This window comes from Streptomyces sp. NPDC055189 (assembly GCF_053606765.1).
The window spans coordinates 118,382-132,800 of sequence record NZ_JBSGSG010000006.1 but is presented as its reverse complement, the minus strand read 5'-3'; the positions used below and the strand labels follow the sequence as shown (position 1 = coordinate 132,800).

Annotated in this window: 13 protein-coding genes; 5 read left to right on the top strand and 8 right to left on the bottom strand. The window is 70.3% G+C overall.

Features of this window, described 5'->3' with window-relative positions; all coding sequences use genetic code 11:
* The first annotated feature begins 534 nt into the window (after nt 1-534).
* Nucleotides 535-858 (top strand): hypothetical protein, encoded by a 324-nt coding sequence (locus ACWFR3_RS06875; protein WP_453733494.1) that lies wholly within the window; start codon nt 535-537, stop codon nt 856-858.
* Nucleotides 859-1,083: 225 nt separating this feature from the next.
* On the opposite strand, the gene ACWFR3_RS06870 is transcribed toward ACWFR3_RS06875, so the two are convergent.
* Nucleotides 1,084-1,839: an SDR family NAD(P)-dependent oxidoreductase gene (locus ACWFR3_RS06870; RefSeq protein ID WP_453733493.1), complete on the bottom strand. Its 756-nt coding sequence runs from the start codon at nt 1,837-1,839 to the stop codon at nt 1,084-1,086.
* Nucleotides 1,840-2,077: 238 nt separating this feature from the next.
* On the opposite strand from ACWFR3_RS06870, the gene ACWFR3_RS06865 reads away from it, so the two are divergent.
* Nucleotides 2,078-2,983, top strand: a complete 906-nt coding sequence (locus tag ACWFR3_RS06865; protein WP_453733492.1) for an AraC family transcriptional regulator — start codon at nt 2,078-2,080, stop codon at nt 2,981-2,983.
* 275 nt (nt 2,984-3,258) lie between these two features.
* On the opposite strand, the gene ACWFR3_RS06860 is transcribed toward ACWFR3_RS06865, so the two are convergent.
* The 5 genes from ACWFR3_RS06860 to ACWFR3_RS06840 all read right to left on the bottom strand — a co-directional run bounded on the left by ACWFR3_RS06860 (nt 3,259) and on the right by ACWFR3_RS06840 (nt 7,913).
* Nucleotides 3,259-4,602 (bottom strand): hypothetical protein, encoded by a 1,344-nt coding sequence (locus ACWFR3_RS06860; protein WP_453733491.1) that lies wholly within the window; start codon nt 4,600-4,602, stop codon nt 3,259-3,261.
* 386 nt (nt 4,603-4,988) lie between these two features.
* Nucleotides 4,989-5,651, bottom strand: a complete 663-nt coding sequence (locus tag ACWFR3_RS06855) for a hypothetical protein (RefSeq protein ID WP_453733490.1) — start codon at nt 5,649-5,651, stop codon at nt 4,989-4,991.
* Complete coding sequence (locus ACWFR3_RS06850) at nt 5,644-6,141, bottom strand: sigma-70 family RNA polymerase sigma factor (RefSeq protein ID WP_453733489.1); 498 nt, start codon at nt 6,139-6,141, stop codon at nt 5,644-5,646. The genes ACWFR3_RS06855 and ACWFR3_RS06850 overlap by 8 nt, the downstream gene beginning before the upstream one ends.
* A gap of 640 nt (nt 6,142-6,781) precedes the next feature.
* Nucleotides 6,782-7,225, bottom strand: a complete 444-nt coding sequence (locus tag ACWFR3_RS06845) for a DUF2267 domain-containing protein (protein ID WP_453733488.1) — start codon at nt 7,223-7,225, stop codon at nt 6,782-6,784.
* Between the two features lie 253 nt (nt 7,226-7,478).
* Nucleotides 7,479-7,913, bottom strand: coding sequence for an Hsp20/alpha crystallin family protein (locus tag ACWFR3_RS06840; protein ID WP_453733487.1), 435 nt, complete (start codon nt 7,911-7,913; stop codon nt 7,479-7,481).
* Between the two features lie 129 nt (nt 7,914-8,042).
* Between ACWFR3_RS06840 and ACWFR3_RS06835 the strand changes: the two genes are divergently transcribed.
* Nucleotides 8,043-8,711: an HSP18 transcriptional regulator gene (locus ACWFR3_RS06835; protein ID WP_453733486.1), complete on the top strand. Its 669-nt coding sequence runs from the start codon at nt 8,043-8,045 to the stop codon at nt 8,709-8,711.
* Between the two features lie 967 nt (nt 8,712-9,678).
* On the opposite strand, the gene bla is transcribed toward ACWFR3_RS06835, so the two are convergent.
* Both bla and ACWFR3_RS06825 read right to left on the bottom strand, forming a co-directional pair.
* Nucleotides 9,679-10,680 carry a class A beta-lactamase gene (bla, locus tag ACWFR3_RS06830; RefSeq protein ID WP_453733485.1) on the bottom strand — a complete coding sequence of 334 codons (1,002 nt, stop codon included), beginning with the start codon at nt 10,678-10,680 and terminating at the stop codon, nt 9,679-9,681.
* Between the two features lie 98 nt (nt 10,681-10,778).
* A complete protein-coding gene (locus tag ACWFR3_RS06825; RefSeq protein ID WP_453733484.1) occupies nt 10,779-12,461 on the bottom strand; it encodes a penicillin-binding transpeptidase domain-containing protein in 1,683 nt (560 codons plus the stop codon).
* A 174-nt stretch (nt 12,462-12,635) separates the two neighbouring features.
* Between ACWFR3_RS06825 and ACWFR3_RS06820 the strand changes: the two genes are divergently transcribed.
* Nucleotides 12,636-13,508: a LysR family transcriptional regulator gene (locus tag ACWFR3_RS06820; protein ID WP_453733483.1), complete on the top strand. Its 873-nt coding sequence runs from the start codon at nt 12,636-12,638 to the stop codon at nt 13,506-13,508.
* Between the two features lie 44 nt (nt 13,509-13,552).
* Nucleotides 13,553-14,419 carry a serine hydrolase gene (locus ACWFR3_RS06815; protein WP_453733482.1) on the top strand — a complete coding sequence of 289 codons (867 nt, stop codon included), beginning with the start codon at nt 13,553-13,555 and terminating at the stop codon, nt 14,417-14,419.

The following is a 14,419-nucleotide window of genomic DNA, read 5'->3' as shown; positions in this document are numbered from 1 at the left end:
CACTCCATGGCCCGGCCGGCCCGGCCTGTTCAAGCATTTGCGTCCCCAAGAAGGTGCTGCGATTCCCGCGATACCTCAACTGGTGCCGCACACGGCCAAGTAGCGCCCTCGCCAGGCAGCCGATCAGTTCCCGGGCGAGGGCGCTTCCGCTGGCCAGGTGCGGCGAACGCGGGTGTGTGGTGGTCGGCGGGCAGGACCAGGTGCACTCGGCGGAGGGCTCTCCCCGGGGCTGACGCTGGACTGAGCAGTCACAGCGTGCGCAGGCCATGCGGTGCTGGCACTGCTCGAAGCCCCCTCCCCCGTGAGACGTGCGAACCCGCCCGCATATCGTGAACGCGTTCGGTCGATCATGGGGTGGGGATGCGGATGCGCACGTCATCAAGACGTTTGGTGGCTCTGGCTGCCGTGGTGGCCTGGGCCTGTGTGGGCTGCGCCAGCCCGGGGGGTGCACCGGCCCGCGTGCATCAGTCGGCTCTTGCCGGCACGTGGAGCAACCCGGCCGGCGCCGGCCTCCACTTGACTGCTGGCCACGTCATGAGCGGGGAGAAACTCGACAGCACACTGGAGGAAGGTACCGACTGCCCCGACACAGCAGCTGGGCACTGGAGCTTTTTCACCACACCCGACGACAATGGCAGCTCGTTCGCTGACGAGGATCTCACCAGCGGCTACGACATCTCACTGGACGTTGACGACGCACCCGAGTTCTGCTTCCTGTCGGCCATGATCCGGCGTGACGAGCAGGGACTCAACCTGTGCCTGACCGATACCCCCGACTACGTCTGCTCCGCCGAAGATCTCCTACGCCCCCAACCGGCAGCGCCGCCCTCGCCCCAGACAAGCACGCCGCCCCACTGATCCCTCCGCCCTTGTCCGCGCCCGGTCCGGGGCCCGACGCAGCTTGGCCACCGTCGATAAACGGGGTCGGCCGGACCACGGGGCGACCAGGCGGCCTGGCCCGCTGACAGCGGTCTCGCCGGCGGCGCCTCGGTCGCACGATGGTGGGGCCGGGGAGACAAGGTTCCGCCCGCGCGACGATCGGGCTCGGCCCTACCCACCTCGAGAACCGTGAGTGCCGCTCGCTCAGAGGTTGAAGCCGCCGGAGACGTCGATGTTCTGCGCGGTGATCCAGCGGCTCTCTTCGGCCAGGAGCGTGGCGATGACCATGCCGATGTCGTCGGGCTCCCCGACCCTGCCCAGGGCGGTCTTCGCGGCAAGTGCGGGAATGACCTCGGGAAACCTGGTGAAAGCGTCGTCGCCGAGCCGGGTGCGGGTCGCTCCGGGCGAGATGGCGTTGACGCGGATACCGCGCGGGCTGAACTCCTTGGCCATGTACCGGGTCAGCACGTCCAGGCCGCCCTTCATCGAGGCGTAGACCGAATACCCGGGCTCCATGCCGACCGTGGTGGAGTTGCTGCTGGTGTTGACGATGGCCCCGCCGTCCGCGAGGAGCGGGAGCAGGGTCTGCGTCAGGAAGAAGGGCCCCTTAAGCAGCACCCTCATCAACTCGTCGAAGAGCTCTTCGCTGGTGTCTGCGATCAGTGACGTGCCGGCGCGCCCGGCATTGTTGACCAGATAGTCGAACGTGCTGCGGGCGAAGGTGTCGTGCAGGACCCCGGCCACTGCGGACCGGAAGGCCGTGAACGAACCGCTGTCCCCCGTGTCCAGGGACAGCGCGACAGCTGTGCCGCCGGCCTTCTCGATGGTGGCGACGGTGTCGAGCGCGCCCTGGAGGTTCTTGCCGTAGGTCAGGATGACGCCCGCCCCGCGTTCGGCGATCCGGACGGCGGCGCTCTGGCCGATCCCCGAGCTGGCTCCGGTGACGATGGCGATCTTCATGCCGTTCCTCCTGCGGAAAGGGTGTGCGGACCGGCCCCGGCGGCACGGCGTGCGGCAGGCTTGGACCCGCGGCGCGAAGGCGCATGTGACGGTGGCGACCCTGCGGTCCGCGGGGGTGTCCCGCGGCCCTTCCAGACAACCAACGCGCCGCCGGAGCCGATACAACAAACCTCGCCCCTCCTTGCACAATCCTCTCGCGCCAAGGAACTGCGGCCCTGGGTGGTGCTGGAATGAGGACATGCACCTCGACGAGCTCCGGACCCTCTTGGCGCGCCATGCACGACCTGACTGGAGCACGGCCATCGACGGCGTGCTCATCTCGAGAATCGACCGTTCCGATCCGCCGGCTCCCTCGATGACCGGCATGATCCTTGCGGTGATCGCCCAGGGCGCCAAGCGCCTCGCACTGGGCGAGCGCGTCTACGACTACGGGCCGGGCCAGTACCTGGTCGCCTCCGTCGACCTTCCCGTCACCGGGCACTTCCTGCGGGCCGATCCACAGGAGCCCGCCCTGGGCTTCGGCCTGGTCCTTGAACCGTCCGAGGTCGCTCAGCTGCTGCTCGCAGCAGGACCTGCACCCACGCCCCGTGCCGGCGCCGGGGCGCCCGCCGGCATCACCGTGAGCACGGCTCCCGACGCACTGCTGGATGCGGTGGTACGCATGCTGCGCCTGCTGGATGAGCCGCGCGACCGCCCGGTGCTGGCGCCGTTGGTCAAGCGGGAGATCCTGTGGCGGCTGATCACCGGCGAACAGGGGGCGAGCGTGCGCCAACTGGGCCTGGCCGACAGCAGCCTCACCCATATCTCCCGGGCTGTGCGCTGGATCCGCGAACACTATGCCCAGCCGTTCCGGGTCGAGGACGTGGCCCGCCGCGCCGGCATGAGCGCATCCGCGTTCTACCGCAACTTCCAGGCCGTCACGGCCATGAGCCCCATCCAATTCCAAAAACAGATCCGCCTCCAGGAGGCCCGCCTGCTGCTGGCCCAGCGCCGGGGCGACATCACCGGGGTCGCACAGCGTGTCGGATACGACAACGCATCCCAGTTCAGCAGGGAGTACCGCCGCCAGTTCGGTGTCCCTCCGAGCCAGGACGCCCTCCGACTGCGACAGGGCTTGCGGATACCGGCCGGAGTGCTGGGCTGAGCTTGCGTCCGACGGGGGTTCAGAAACCTGCGCACGAAAGCCGGCTCTTCAGCCAGCGCACCAAAAACCCTCAACGTCCGGGCCAGGAAGGCCACTTGGTTCGAAGAGCCGCCGTCCGGCCGCCCGTCACCACACGGGCCGCGTCCTCGCGACCGGCGAGGCATACAGCCGCCCCGCCCATCACAAAGCCGGCACGAAACCACGGAGATGCGACACCGATCGTTGAATTGAATGGCAAGCCGATTCGGGATGAAGCACCAGAAGAAGACGGCCTCTCAGGCGTTGGGCAGACGGCGGAAGCGGTCGTCGTCCTGGTAGCCGACGGCCGGGATGCCCAGCAGGTCGTCCACCCCGGGAAAGCCCTCGCCCGCCTGGAACTGTGCCCCGTGCACCGACGCGTTCTGCGGCGGGCCCGCGTACATGCCGGTGTGCGCGCTGCCCAGCTCCATGAGGTAGCCGCCCGTCGCTGAGGGGCGGCGCCGGTCATTGGCGACGTTCTGGGCGGCGTAGGTGTTCATGGCGGCGACGCGCTGGTAGAGGGCGGTCGCCGACATCGTGGGGCGGCGGGCCGGGCGGCCGTCCAGGCCCTTGACCCGGATGTGGTGCGTCCGGGCGGCCTCCAGCACCGCTGCCAGCCCGGTCGTGCCCAGGTTCAGTCCGGTGTCGTAGCGGGTGACGAACGCCTGCAACTCGGGGCTCATGGTCCCGCCGGCGAGGTAGGCGTCGACGTGTGACTGATAGCCGTCGTCCCGGATGCTCTCCAGGTAGAGGGTGCGCACCCCGGCGGCCTTGATCTGCTCCATGTGCGAGCGCAGGAACTGCCAGATCGGTGCCCCGGAGTGGGCGCCGCCGATGGCCACGCCCTCGAACTGCTCAAGCAGTGCGCGCAGGTCGCCCATCGCGTCCTGGGAGCCGGCGTCGGCCAGTGTGTCCTCCACGGCCTGATGGCGCTGCTGCCGGTCCTCGGACGTCTGCGTGTACGCGTCGCGCGTGGCTCGCGCGTCGCGGCCCAGCTGTGTGTCGCGTGCGTCCTGGCGGTTCCAGTGGCCGAGCGTTCGCGGGTCGGCGCGGCCGATGCCCTCCAGTACCTCGTTGCGCCCGGCCGCGGGGGAAATGCCCGGCGCCAGCCGGCGGATGCCGCCCAGGGTGTAGTGGAGCAGCGGATCGGTCTCCTGGAGCGTCTGCGGGTCCGCGTCGACGTCCACGCGCTGCTTGTGTCCGGCGTCCCGGGTGGCCTGCGGCAGGCTGTGCCATTCGTCCGCTGTCAGCGCGTTCGGTGTGCGGTCGCTCGCACGGGAGTTGCGCGGACCCCGTACCCGCAGCGCGGGGCCCTGTGGATGCTGGTGCAGTTCGTCCTGCTGCATGCGCTGGACCACAGGCGCGGGACCCGACGGCGCCGCCGTGCGCTGGACGGGGGGTGTGTGCCCGCAGTCCGCGGTGGGCGCGTGCCGCTGTTCCGCGATGATGCGCGACACTGCCGAGTTCCCGGCAAGACCCTGGAATCGCAGCGCCGACTCCGCGGCCGTTCCGCCGCCGGGCCCGGACTGCCGTACGGCCTTCGCCGATCCCGGGCGCTGCGAACCTTCCCGCTGCTCGTCGCCGGTCTGCTGTGCCCGCATGCGTGCGCCCTCCCCTGTGAAGCACGGACTGGAAACGTTCAGTGTCATCGCTCTGCCCTGCTCGGCGGTATGTCCGGGCGGGCAGGTACGGGTGCAGACGCCCTGCCCCTCCACGCGGTGCGCAGAAACGGATCCAGATGACCGTCCCGGCCAAGATCCCATGGCCGACGAATACCTTTGACGTCGTCGTCGATCTGGCGGTACTCACCCGCTTCCTCTGTGCGCGTCCCCGCAGCCGGTGGTCCGCCTGCTGCGCAGTTCCGTCACCTGCGACCTTTGATCAGGTCGCATGGTCCACGGACGGGAAGCACCCCTGGCCCCGGATGTCTGCCCGGACCGCGTGGTCGTCAACAACCGCGCGGCCCGGGCCCGCCGGGCCGCGTGCCCTACCGATACACGTGCTCCGGTGGTGCGACCGTGTCGCACGTCAGCTTCTCGTTCGTCGGCACCAGGCGCTCCACGGATCCGGGATTACCGTGTACCGAGGCCAGTTGGGCGGCGTTGAGGTAGCCGATGAACAGCTGGGTATTCCGCGGCATGTTCTCCGGCTTGAAGACGAAGCTGACCCGCCCGTTGTCCTCCCGCTCGCCGGTCCTGACGCGTTCGACGCCGGGGCCCTCGCCCGAAGGGCTCAGCTTCCCGTTGTCGTCGGGTCCTTTGCAGAAGACGCCGACCTTCATCAGGACGGGGAACCCCGCGCTGCGCAGTGCCCGCTGCAGGCCTTGGTGGTCCTTGAAGTAGCGCTCCTTGTCGAAGGTGACGTGCACCGTGCCGTCCTGCTGGCTGTCCACGCTGTAGGCGGCGGTGTGGACGTGCACCCCGGCGCCGGACGTGGCGTAGGAGGGCGGTGCCGTCGAGGGATTGGTGAGGGTGGTGAGCCCTACCGCGAGGCCGGCGGTCAGGGCGGCGGCGGCCGCGCCGGCGGCCTTGCGCCGACGCCTGCGGGACCGGCCCTCGGCGACGATCTCCTCGAGGGAGACGGGCAGATGGACGTCGTCCAGCGATCGCTTGAGTGTGTCCAGTAGCCGGGTGGTGTCGGCGTCACTCATCCTGGTCCTCCTGCTGGGGTGTGGATACGAGTTCGCCGCGCAGCGTCGCAACGGCCCGTGCCAGATGGGCTGTTACCGTGCCCGGCGCGATTCCCAAAGTCCTGGCGGTGGTCGCGGTGTCCAGATCGAGGAAGACCCGGAATGCGATCACTTCCCGTTGCCGTTGCGGCAGTCGGCGCAGCACGGCCAGCAGGGAGGGGTCAAGGGCGGCATCGGTTGGCGCAGGCTGACAGACCTCGTGCCGCTCGGGCATGGCGACCTCTCGGCGCCGGCGTCGCCACCAGCTGATACGGGTATTGAGCGCGGTCCGTACGATCCATGCTCTCGGTGACGGGTGCCGGCTTACTTTCGACCACCGCGTCCATGCGCGGGTGAAAGCTTCGGCCACCAGATCCTCGGCCAGCTGCCGATCACCCACACTTGCCAGGACCGCCCGCAGGCACACGTCCCGGTCGGCCCGGTAGAACTCCCTGAACTCCAGCTGCTTCACACCCCTACTACGCTGCGGGCCCGCAATCCGCTTACACGCCCGATGCCCGTGGCGGGCCGCACGCCCAACCACGCCCTCGCCCGCTACCCACGTGCCCACTGTCGCCGGCATCCTTACGCCAGGGCCGGGACCCCGGGCCGCAGGGACGAGGACGTACACCGTGGTGACCACGGACCCCCTTGTTCTCCAGGTCCAGGATGGCGCGCCCGGCCGACAACTCTGCCCGGACGAACCTGCACGCCGAGTCCCAGACGGTCACGCAGAGCGCACCGTCATCGCCCGTCACCTGCCTCGTACAGCCCGACACGGTGAGAGCAACCGACTGCCTCAGTTGGCATTATGTGGCGTCGGGGTTGGCCCGCAGGGTGGCGCATGGGCATGTGACCAGAGATGCCCCGTGAGAATCGCCAACGCCGGTCAGCGAGGCGGGCGGCCAGGATCCGGACCGGGGCCGGGAATTCTCCGCCAGCCGTGCTGGCCGGGGTGCGGGGGTAGGGCACAGCGGCGGCCGGCCCCAGGTCGAGGCGCTTGTTCATTCACCCAACGGCTTCGTCCGGAAGCGCCGGGACGGTGGCTGTCTCCGCCACGGCGCTGTGCCACCCGAACCTGCCCGTTCAGTACGGCGCGCTACGACATCGCATCAGCCCGTGGGCTGGGGCTGGCGCAGTTCTGCCTGTCCGAAGAGGAGGGCGTAGCCGCCGGGGAGTTGGCCGAGGATCCGGGCGATGAGATCGGGGCCGGCGAGGCGTGCGACGACGGTGAGTACGGCGCCGGTGTCCCAGCGCGCGAGGGCGGGGGTGACGCCGGTACGCGAGGCCAGGTCCTTGACGAAGCCCCAGCCGGTGGGGTGTTCAGCATCGGGGATCTGTGCGGTGAGGCTCAGGGCGGCTTCGAGAGGCAGGCTCTGGGCGAGGTCGACGCGTTCGTCGCCGGTGACCTGGCGGCCGAGGGCGGCCAGCACGGTATGCACGGCTTCCGCGGCGCGTTCGCGGGTGGGGTAGGCGCCTTCGTAGCGCACCCTTTCCAGCATCTGGTCGAACGTCATGGCCGCACGGGACGGGTGCGCTCGAAGCTGGTCGTACATCGTGGAACGGTTGCCTTTCTCGTCGAAGGTGTGGGCGGTCGGTGGCCGCGGGCCGGGTCGCCCGGAGAAACCGGAGAAAAGGGCCCATCCGGGCGGGATTTGGGACAGGTGACGTGAGTGAGGGTGCCGTGCGGCCTGTGCCGGGCTGAACCGGTGCGCGCCCGGCAGGCTGCGGCGGCGCGGGAGGACGGGAGCGACGGGGGCACCGGCTCGCCCGTCCTCCCCCGCCCTCCGCCGACGTGGCCGGGCGTGTTCAGTCGGCGATCTGCTTGGGCTCGGCGTCGCCGCTGATGGTGATCTTCCGGGGCTTGGCGCGCTCGGCGATCGGGATGCGCAGGGTCAGGACGCCCGCATCGCAGTGCGCTTCGATGCGCTCGGTGTCGAGGGTGTCGGCCAGCACGACCTGGCGGGAGAAGACACCGAGGGGCCGCTCGGAGAGCTCCATCTGCACGGTTTCGCCCTTGGCGGCCGGCCGGCGCTCCGCCTTGACGGTCAGCATGTTCCGCTCGACGTCGATGTCGATCGCCTCGGGCCCGATGCCGGGGAGGTCGAAGGCCAGGACGTACGTGTCGCCGTCGCGGTAGGCGTCCATCGGCATGACCGACGGCTTCGACCACGTGCCGGTCGTACCCGAGAGCTGCTGAAAGATCCGGTCCATCTCGCGGAACGGGTCAGTGCGCATCAACATCGCGAAACACCTCCACTTGGTTCAGGCAGAAACTGCCAATGCGCTTCAACGTGCTTACGTTGTAGCATGTCATCAGAACGATGACAACTGAAGTGTCATCGAAAGGACGACAGAGTGACGGAGAGTGCCATGCACGAAGCCTCCGAACCAGGTGCGCGGGTTCCCTTCCCTGCCGCCGCCGCGGCACTGGAGACCATCGACCTGGTCGTAAAAGACGCACAGCGATCACCGGCCGACCTGCCGACCGCCGCGAGCGGCCCAACGGCGGACTCGGGCCCGCACCCCGCACTGGCCGCGCTCCTGATGCTGCGCGAGGTCCGCGACCAGCTCGCCGGCTGGGAAAGCGGCCTGATCGAAACCGCCCGCCGCCAGGGCGCGAGCTGGGCCGACCTCGCGGGCCCTCTCGGCGTCGCAAGCCGCCAGGCCGCCGAACGCCGCTACCTGCGCCTGCGCCCCGGCTCCGCGGGCAGCACCGGCGAACAGCGCGTCCAGGCCACCCGCGACTCACGCGCCGCCGACCGCAGCGTCACCACATGGGCCCGCGACAACGCAGCCGACCTGCGCCGCCTCGCCGGCCAGGTCACCTCGCTCACCGACCTCCCCGCCAGCGCCCAGCCGGCCGTCGGCGAGCTGAACGAGGCCCTGGCCGGCAACGACGCGGCCGGCCTTGTCCGCCCCCTGACCGACACCCGCGCCCACCTGCGCCCCCAGGACTCCGAACTCGCCGAACGCATCGACGCGATGACCCGCAGGACCGACCGGATCCGCCGGGACGCCCACGACCAGCGCAGCACGTGACCGCTGCTGGTCGTCGCGGCCGTTTCGGGTCATAGCGCAAGGCCGAGCATTTCCTCGCCTTCGCGGGCCCGCCGCGTTACTCATCTGCTCTCGCCGCGTGCCACCGGCAACCTGACAGATCATCAAGGTCAGCGCCTGCTCGGCGGAGTGTTGGACAATTGCTGCCGCAGCTCCCCGTCTGCTGGTCGGGCCTTGGGCCCGGACCACACGGGGCCAGCATCGAGCCAACGGGCACTACGGTGGCGAGCTTGAGCCACGGTGACGTCTCCGACGCCTGATGCAATCCCACAGCACTCACAGATGACGAACAGAGCCAAGCCACGGGCACCCGGCGCCGCGCATGCCCCAACGCTCGCGCCGCCTGCGGCCTACCCCCACCAGGGGGGCGCGCTTCCTGGAGCTGGAGGCCTACAGCGGACCGCAGGGCACCGCGCGCATCGCCTTCGACATGCGGCCGTGGGGCGAGAACACGCTGGTCATTTCAGGACGAGCACCCGCTGCGCGACATCGGCGGCGCCCTGCACACCGGTGCACGGGACACCCTGCTGCAGCTGCGCCACCGCCGCCTGCTGCGACGACTGGCCCGCGCTCTAGAAGAGTCGACACCCAGCCGCGGCAGGGAGACGCCGATATGCCTGACGCTACGACGTGGTTATCCACGGCGTCGCACAGCGAACCGAGCCCACCGACAGCCTCGGCACGACGGACATCGCAGCCCTGGCCGTCTGGATACGTCTCTCCGCACGCACACCGTGGGTGACAGACCTCATGTCCCTGCCGGACACCCAGGTCCGAGCAGTCACCCACCGAGCAGACACCGCCGCCCGCAACACTGCCCGGACCCGCGGCAAAGCGGCAAAGCAACCCGCACTGGGCGCGGCCCCATCTGGGAACTGCCCGGCTTCCGCACCGGCGTCACCCTCGCCTCAGCCATCCTCACCGCAGCGGCAAGCCGCCCTGCCCGGCATCAGCCCCGGCGACCTGCTCTTGACCGGAGAAGGAAAGCACTGCCGGGCGACGCCGAGCCCGCAGAATGCACGTGGAGTGCGTCGGCCACGAGGGTGGCGGCCCTGGCCACCAGCGGGTTGTCCGTCGGGCCCTGGGGCTCGTACTTCGTCGAGAGGATGGACAGCACCAGCGGCGAGGCGCCGGGCGGCTGGACGACGCCCACGTCGTTGGCGACGCCGTACTGTGCGCCGCCGCCCGTCTTGTCCGCCAGGATCCAGTCCGCGGGCAGGCCCTTGCGGAAGCGCTCGGTGTTGGTGGTGTTGGCCACCAGCCAGCCCAGCAACCGCTTCCGGTCCCCGGGTGAGAGAGCGCGGCTGAGAAGGAGACGGCCGTACGTCATGCCGATGGCCCGCGGGCTCGTGGTGTCCTCGGTCCGCCAGGGTTCGGCGCTGTTCAGTTCCGGCTCCCAGCGGTCGAGGCGAGTCGTGCCGTCCCCGAGGCTGCGGCAGAACCGGGTGATGGCGGTGGGGCCGCCCAGCTCGCGCAGCAGGAGGTTCGCGGCGCCGTTGTCGCTCTCGCTGACGGCCGCGGCGCACAACTGCGCGCCGGTCAAGCCGTGGGCGATGTTCTCCGGCTTCCCGGTGACCGGAATGTAGCCTGCGGCCCCGACGAATTCCGCCGTGTAGCGGATCCGCCGGGCGAGGAACTCGCCGTGCCGGTCCACGTCCCGCAGGACAGCCGCCGCGGCGAGGCCCTTGAACACCGAGCACATCGGGAAGCGCTCGTCGGCTCGGTGGGACACCGTCGCCCCCGAAGCGGTGTCGAGCGCGAAGACACCCAGCCGGGCGGCGTATTCCTCCTCCAGCGCGCGGAGTTGATCCGTGAGCCGCCCCCCACCGGGTGTGGCGGCGTACGTCTTGGTGCCCGCGGCGGACACCAAGGTGGCCAGGGCGGTACCGGCGCCGAGGGCCAGCAGCCTGCGACGGGTGGGCGGAGCTGCGCCGGTGTCGGTGAGACTCATGTGCGTTCTCCTTCTTCGTGAGTTGTGGGCTTTGAGAGTTGTTGGCTCTGGGAGTTGTGGGCCCTCGGAAATCGAGGTGCTTCAGGAATCCAGGAGCGTCAGGAATCGAGGTTCTTCAGGAATCTGGCCGCCACGGGCCCGGCGTCCGAGCCGCCGGATCCGCCGTCCTCCAGGAGCACGGCCCAGGCCAGGTCGGCGTCGCCCTGGTAGCCGATCATCCAGGCGTGGGTACGCGGTGGCTGTGCGGTGCCGAACTCGGCTGTGCCGCTCTTGGCGTGCGGATTGCCCGGCAGATCCTTCAGCGCCCGGCCCGATCCCGATGTCACCGTCGAGCGCATCAGCGAGCGCAGTCGGCTGACCACTTCAGGGCTGAGGTCCTCGGGGGCCAGGTACGTGTTGCGGACCTCGTCCGGAACGAGCACCGGCTGGGTGAACGTGCCCTTCTTGACGGTGGCCGCGACGGAGGCCATCACCAGCGGGGAAGCCTGTACGCGGGCCTGGCCGATGACGGCGGCGGCCTTGTCGTTGTCGCTGGTGTTGACCGGGGCCTTGCCGTCGTAGGTGGTGATGCCCGCGTCCCAGTGACCACCGATGCCGAACGCCCGGGCGGTGTCGCGCAGTGTGGAGTCGGAGAGCTTTTCGCGGGCGTCGACGAAGTAGGTGTTGCAGGACTGCGCGAACGCCTCCCGGAACGTGGAGCCCGCGGGGAGTACGAACTGGTCCTGGTTTTCGAAGCGCTGGCCGTTGACACGGGTGAACTTCGGGCAGGGGGCGGGGGCGTCGGGGCTCAGCCCCTGCTTGAGCAGGGCTGCGGTGGTGACGACCTTGAAGGTGGAGCCGGGCGGATAGCGTCCGGCAAGGGCCCGGTTCATGCCGCCGGGCTTGTTGGCCGCGGCCAGGATGTGCCCGTTGCGGGGATCGAGCGCGACGATCGCCGCCGTCTTGTCCACCTCTGACAGGGCATCCGCCGCGGCCCGCTGCACTTTGGGGTCGATGGTCGTGCGCACCGCGCGGCCTTGACGGGTCTTCGCTCCGGCAAGTGTCCGTACGGCCTGTCCGCTCTGCCGGTCTGCGATCACCACGGCCTTGCGCGGCCCCTTGCCCCCGGCGAGGCGGTCGTCGTAGCGGGCCTGGAGCCCGGAGAGGCCCTTGCCGCTCTTCTCGTCGACGGTGCCGGTGAGGGAGGCGGCTTCCAGCTCGCCGCCGTCACCGTCGAGGATCTTCGCCCTGTCGCCCCGACTGCTGAGCGCGAGTGTCTGGCCCTGCCGCAATTGTGGATGGACCATCGGTGCCGAGAACAGCACGGTCCACTTCCCGGATCGCTCGCGCAGCCGCGCCCGGGAGTCCCACGTGTACTCGCCGATGCCGGGTATGCGCATGGCGACAGTGAAGGGCACCTGCACCTCGTCCTCGCCCTGCGGCGCACCGTCCTCGAAGCTCATCTTTGTCCGGGTCGGCGCGAGATTGGTCATCACCGAGGCCAGGAGCGATTCGGCGGCCTTCGGGCTGTCGGTGTACGTGCCCGCCTGCTCGGTCTGTCCCCTCTGCCAGGCAGTGAGGAAGGGCTTGAGACGGTCCATGGCCGCGGCGACTTTGGGATCGGTGCCTCCCGGGCCGCCGGCGAGGAACTGGTGGCCCGCGTAGCCGCCGCCGGTGAGGAGCAGGACGAGGGCGATGATCCCGTATGTCCGTCGGCGGCGTCCGCCTCTGGGTGTCTCACGTGCGGGTGATGCAGGATGCGGCGGATCTGCCGGATACGGGTGCGAGTGCGGGTGCGACATCGTTCTCTCCTCGGTGAGCCGGTCGCCAGGACGTGCGGGACCCGGGCCGCCGAAGCGGCCGGTCACCGGCCGGCGCAGCGGTCACAGTCAAGGCCGCGGCGAGTCGCCATGTCGAATACACTCTCGACGTCACATCGATTTGTCATTCATATCTGTGCACGTCAGGGGCGCATATTGCTCACCGAACGCCATCTGGAAATCTTCATCGCGCTGGCGGACGAGGAGCACTTCGGCGCGGCCGCGCGGCGCGTGGGCATCACCCAGCCGCCGCTGTCCCAGGGACTTCGCCGACTCGAAGCACTGGTGGGCGTGCGCCTCTTCGAACGCAGCCGGGGTGTCACGCTCACCCATGAGGGCGCCCTGTTGCTGCCGCACGCCCGTCGGGCTCTCGCCGCGCTCACGGAGCTTCGGGAGACGGGCGCGCGGGAGCGGGCCGACGGCCGCCGGCTGCGCCTCGGACTCACGCCCGAGGTGCCGGCTCACCTCGCGGCCGCCGTGGCCGCCGCACCGGGCCGCGCCGGGGTACCCACCCGGCTCACCGTCGCGACGGCCCCGACCGCCACGCTGCTGTCCGAAATCACCGCGGGCCGGCTGGACCTCGCGGTGATCCGGCACCCTGCGGTGCTTCCGGGACTCGCCTCCGGCGCAGTGGTACTCCTTCCGACCTGGCGTCTGACCCCCGACCGGACCGCTGTCGAGGCGGCCGGCCGCGGCGGGCGCCTGCCGTTCGCGGTGCGGCCGCGCGAGGAAGCACCGGCGGCCTACGACCTGTTCATCGACACCCTGGCCAGTCGCGGGCGCCGGGTGGAGACGGTCGTGGTCCCCGACGAGCGCGCCGGACTCGCCCTGGTAGCGGCGGGCCAGGCCGTGCTGATCACAGCTGACGCGGGGCTCTCGGCCGAGGGCGTGGAGCGCACCCCGGCCACCGACCCGCAACTCCCGCTGCGGCTACGTGTGGTGTGGGACGCCCGCCGCCCGGACTCCGAGGAAACGGCATCCACGGCGCGGCTGCTGACGGACACTCTGACCCGGCGGGCGGGGCGGTGAGCGCGGCGAGGCGGGAGAATGACACCGAGCGCGCCATTCGTGGCATGTTCGCGGACGCCGGGGTGCGCGGCTGGCTGCACGTGGCGGAACTGCACCGGCCGGCGGCCTGCGTGACAATCGACCCGGACGAACCGGTGCCGGTGGGCTCGGTCTACAAGGTCCCCCTCATGACAGCCTTCTGCCGGCTGGCGGAGACCGGCGCTCTCGACCCCCGCCAGCGGGTGACGCTCGGCCCCGACGAACGCATGCCGGGCCCAACCGGCCTCTCCATCCTCCGGGACCCGGTCACCATCTCGCTGCGCGACCTGGTCGTCCTCATGATGAGCATCTCCGACAACACGTCGGCGAACGCGGTGCTGCGCTGTGTGGGGCCCGCAGCCGTCGAGGAACTGTGCCAGGAACTCGGCCTGCCGGACACCCGCATCCTGGGCGGGGTGGCCACGACGTTCGAGCAGATGGTCCTGGAGACCGGCACGGAGTCGCTCAGTGCCGCGATGGAACGCCTCGCCGACAACGACGCCACGGTGCCCGCCACGGTCTACAACCCCTTGTCGAAGGCATCCTCGACGCCATCGGACCTGGCCCGGCTGCTGCGAGCGATCTGGACGGACGGCGCGGCCTCCGCCGAGAGCTGCGCCTGGATGCGCGAGACCATGGGCCGCCAGCCGTGGTCCCACCGCCTCGCCTCCGGATTCCCCTACGACGACGTGACGGTATCGGGCAAGACAGGAACGTTCGGCACGATGCGACACGAGGCGGGCGTGGTGGAGTTGCCCGACGGCGCTGCCTACACCGCCGTCGTCTTCACCCAGGCAGCCCGTGCGGACAAGAGACTCCCGCGCGCGGACGCCGTCATCGGCGCGGCGGCCCGCGCCGCCGTGGAGGAACTGCGGGGCAATGAGGGCACCTGA

Excerpts from the sequence above, each read along its gene's own strand:
- ACWFR3_RS06865 (WP_453733492.1), top strand. The coding sequence starts at position 2,078 with ATGCACCTCGACGAGCTCCGGACCCTCTTGGCGCGCCATGCACGACCT.
- ACWFR3_RS06875 (WP_453733494.1), top strand. The coding sequence starts at position 535 with ATGAGCGGGGAGAAACTCGACAGCACACTGGAGGAAGGTACCGACTGC.
- ACWFR3_RS06855 (WP_453733490.1), bottom strand. The coding sequence starts at position 5,651 with ATGAGTGACGCCGACACCACCCGGCTACTGGACACACTCAAGCGATCG.
- ACWFR3_RS06815 (WP_453733482.1), top strand. The coding sequence starts at position 13,553 with ATGTTCGCGGACGCCGGGGTGCGCGGCTGGCTGCACGTGGCGGAACTG.
- ACWFR3_RS06870 (WP_453733493.1), bottom strand. The coding sequence starts at position 1,839 with ATGAAGATCGCCATCGTCACCGGAGCCAGCTCGGGGATCGGCCAGAGC.
- ACWFR3_RS06840 (WP_453733487.1), bottom strand. The coding sequence starts at position 7,913 with ATGTTGATGCGCACTGACCCGTTCCGCGAGATGGACCGGATCTTTCAG.
- ACWFR3_RS06845 (WP_453733488.1), bottom strand. The coding sequence starts at position 7,225 with ATGTACGACCAGCTTCGAGCGCACCCGTCCCGTGCGGCCATGACGTTC.
- ACWFR3_RS06835 (WP_453733486.1), top strand. The coding sequence starts at position 8,043 with ATGCACGAAGCCTCCGAACCAGGTGCGCGGGTTCCCTTCCCTGCCGCC.
- bla (WP_453733485.1), bottom strand. The coding sequence starts at position 10,680 with ATGAGTCTCACCGACACCGGCGCAGCTCCGCCCACCCGTCGCAGGCTG.
- ACWFR3_RS06825 (WP_453733484.1), bottom strand. The coding sequence starts at position 12,461 with ATGTCGCACCCGCACTCGCACCCGTATCCGGCAGATCCGCCGCATCCT.
- ACWFR3_RS06860 (WP_453733491.1), bottom strand. The coding sequence starts at position 4,602 with ATGCGGGCACAGCAGACCGGCGACGAGCAGCGGGAAGGTTCGCAGCGC.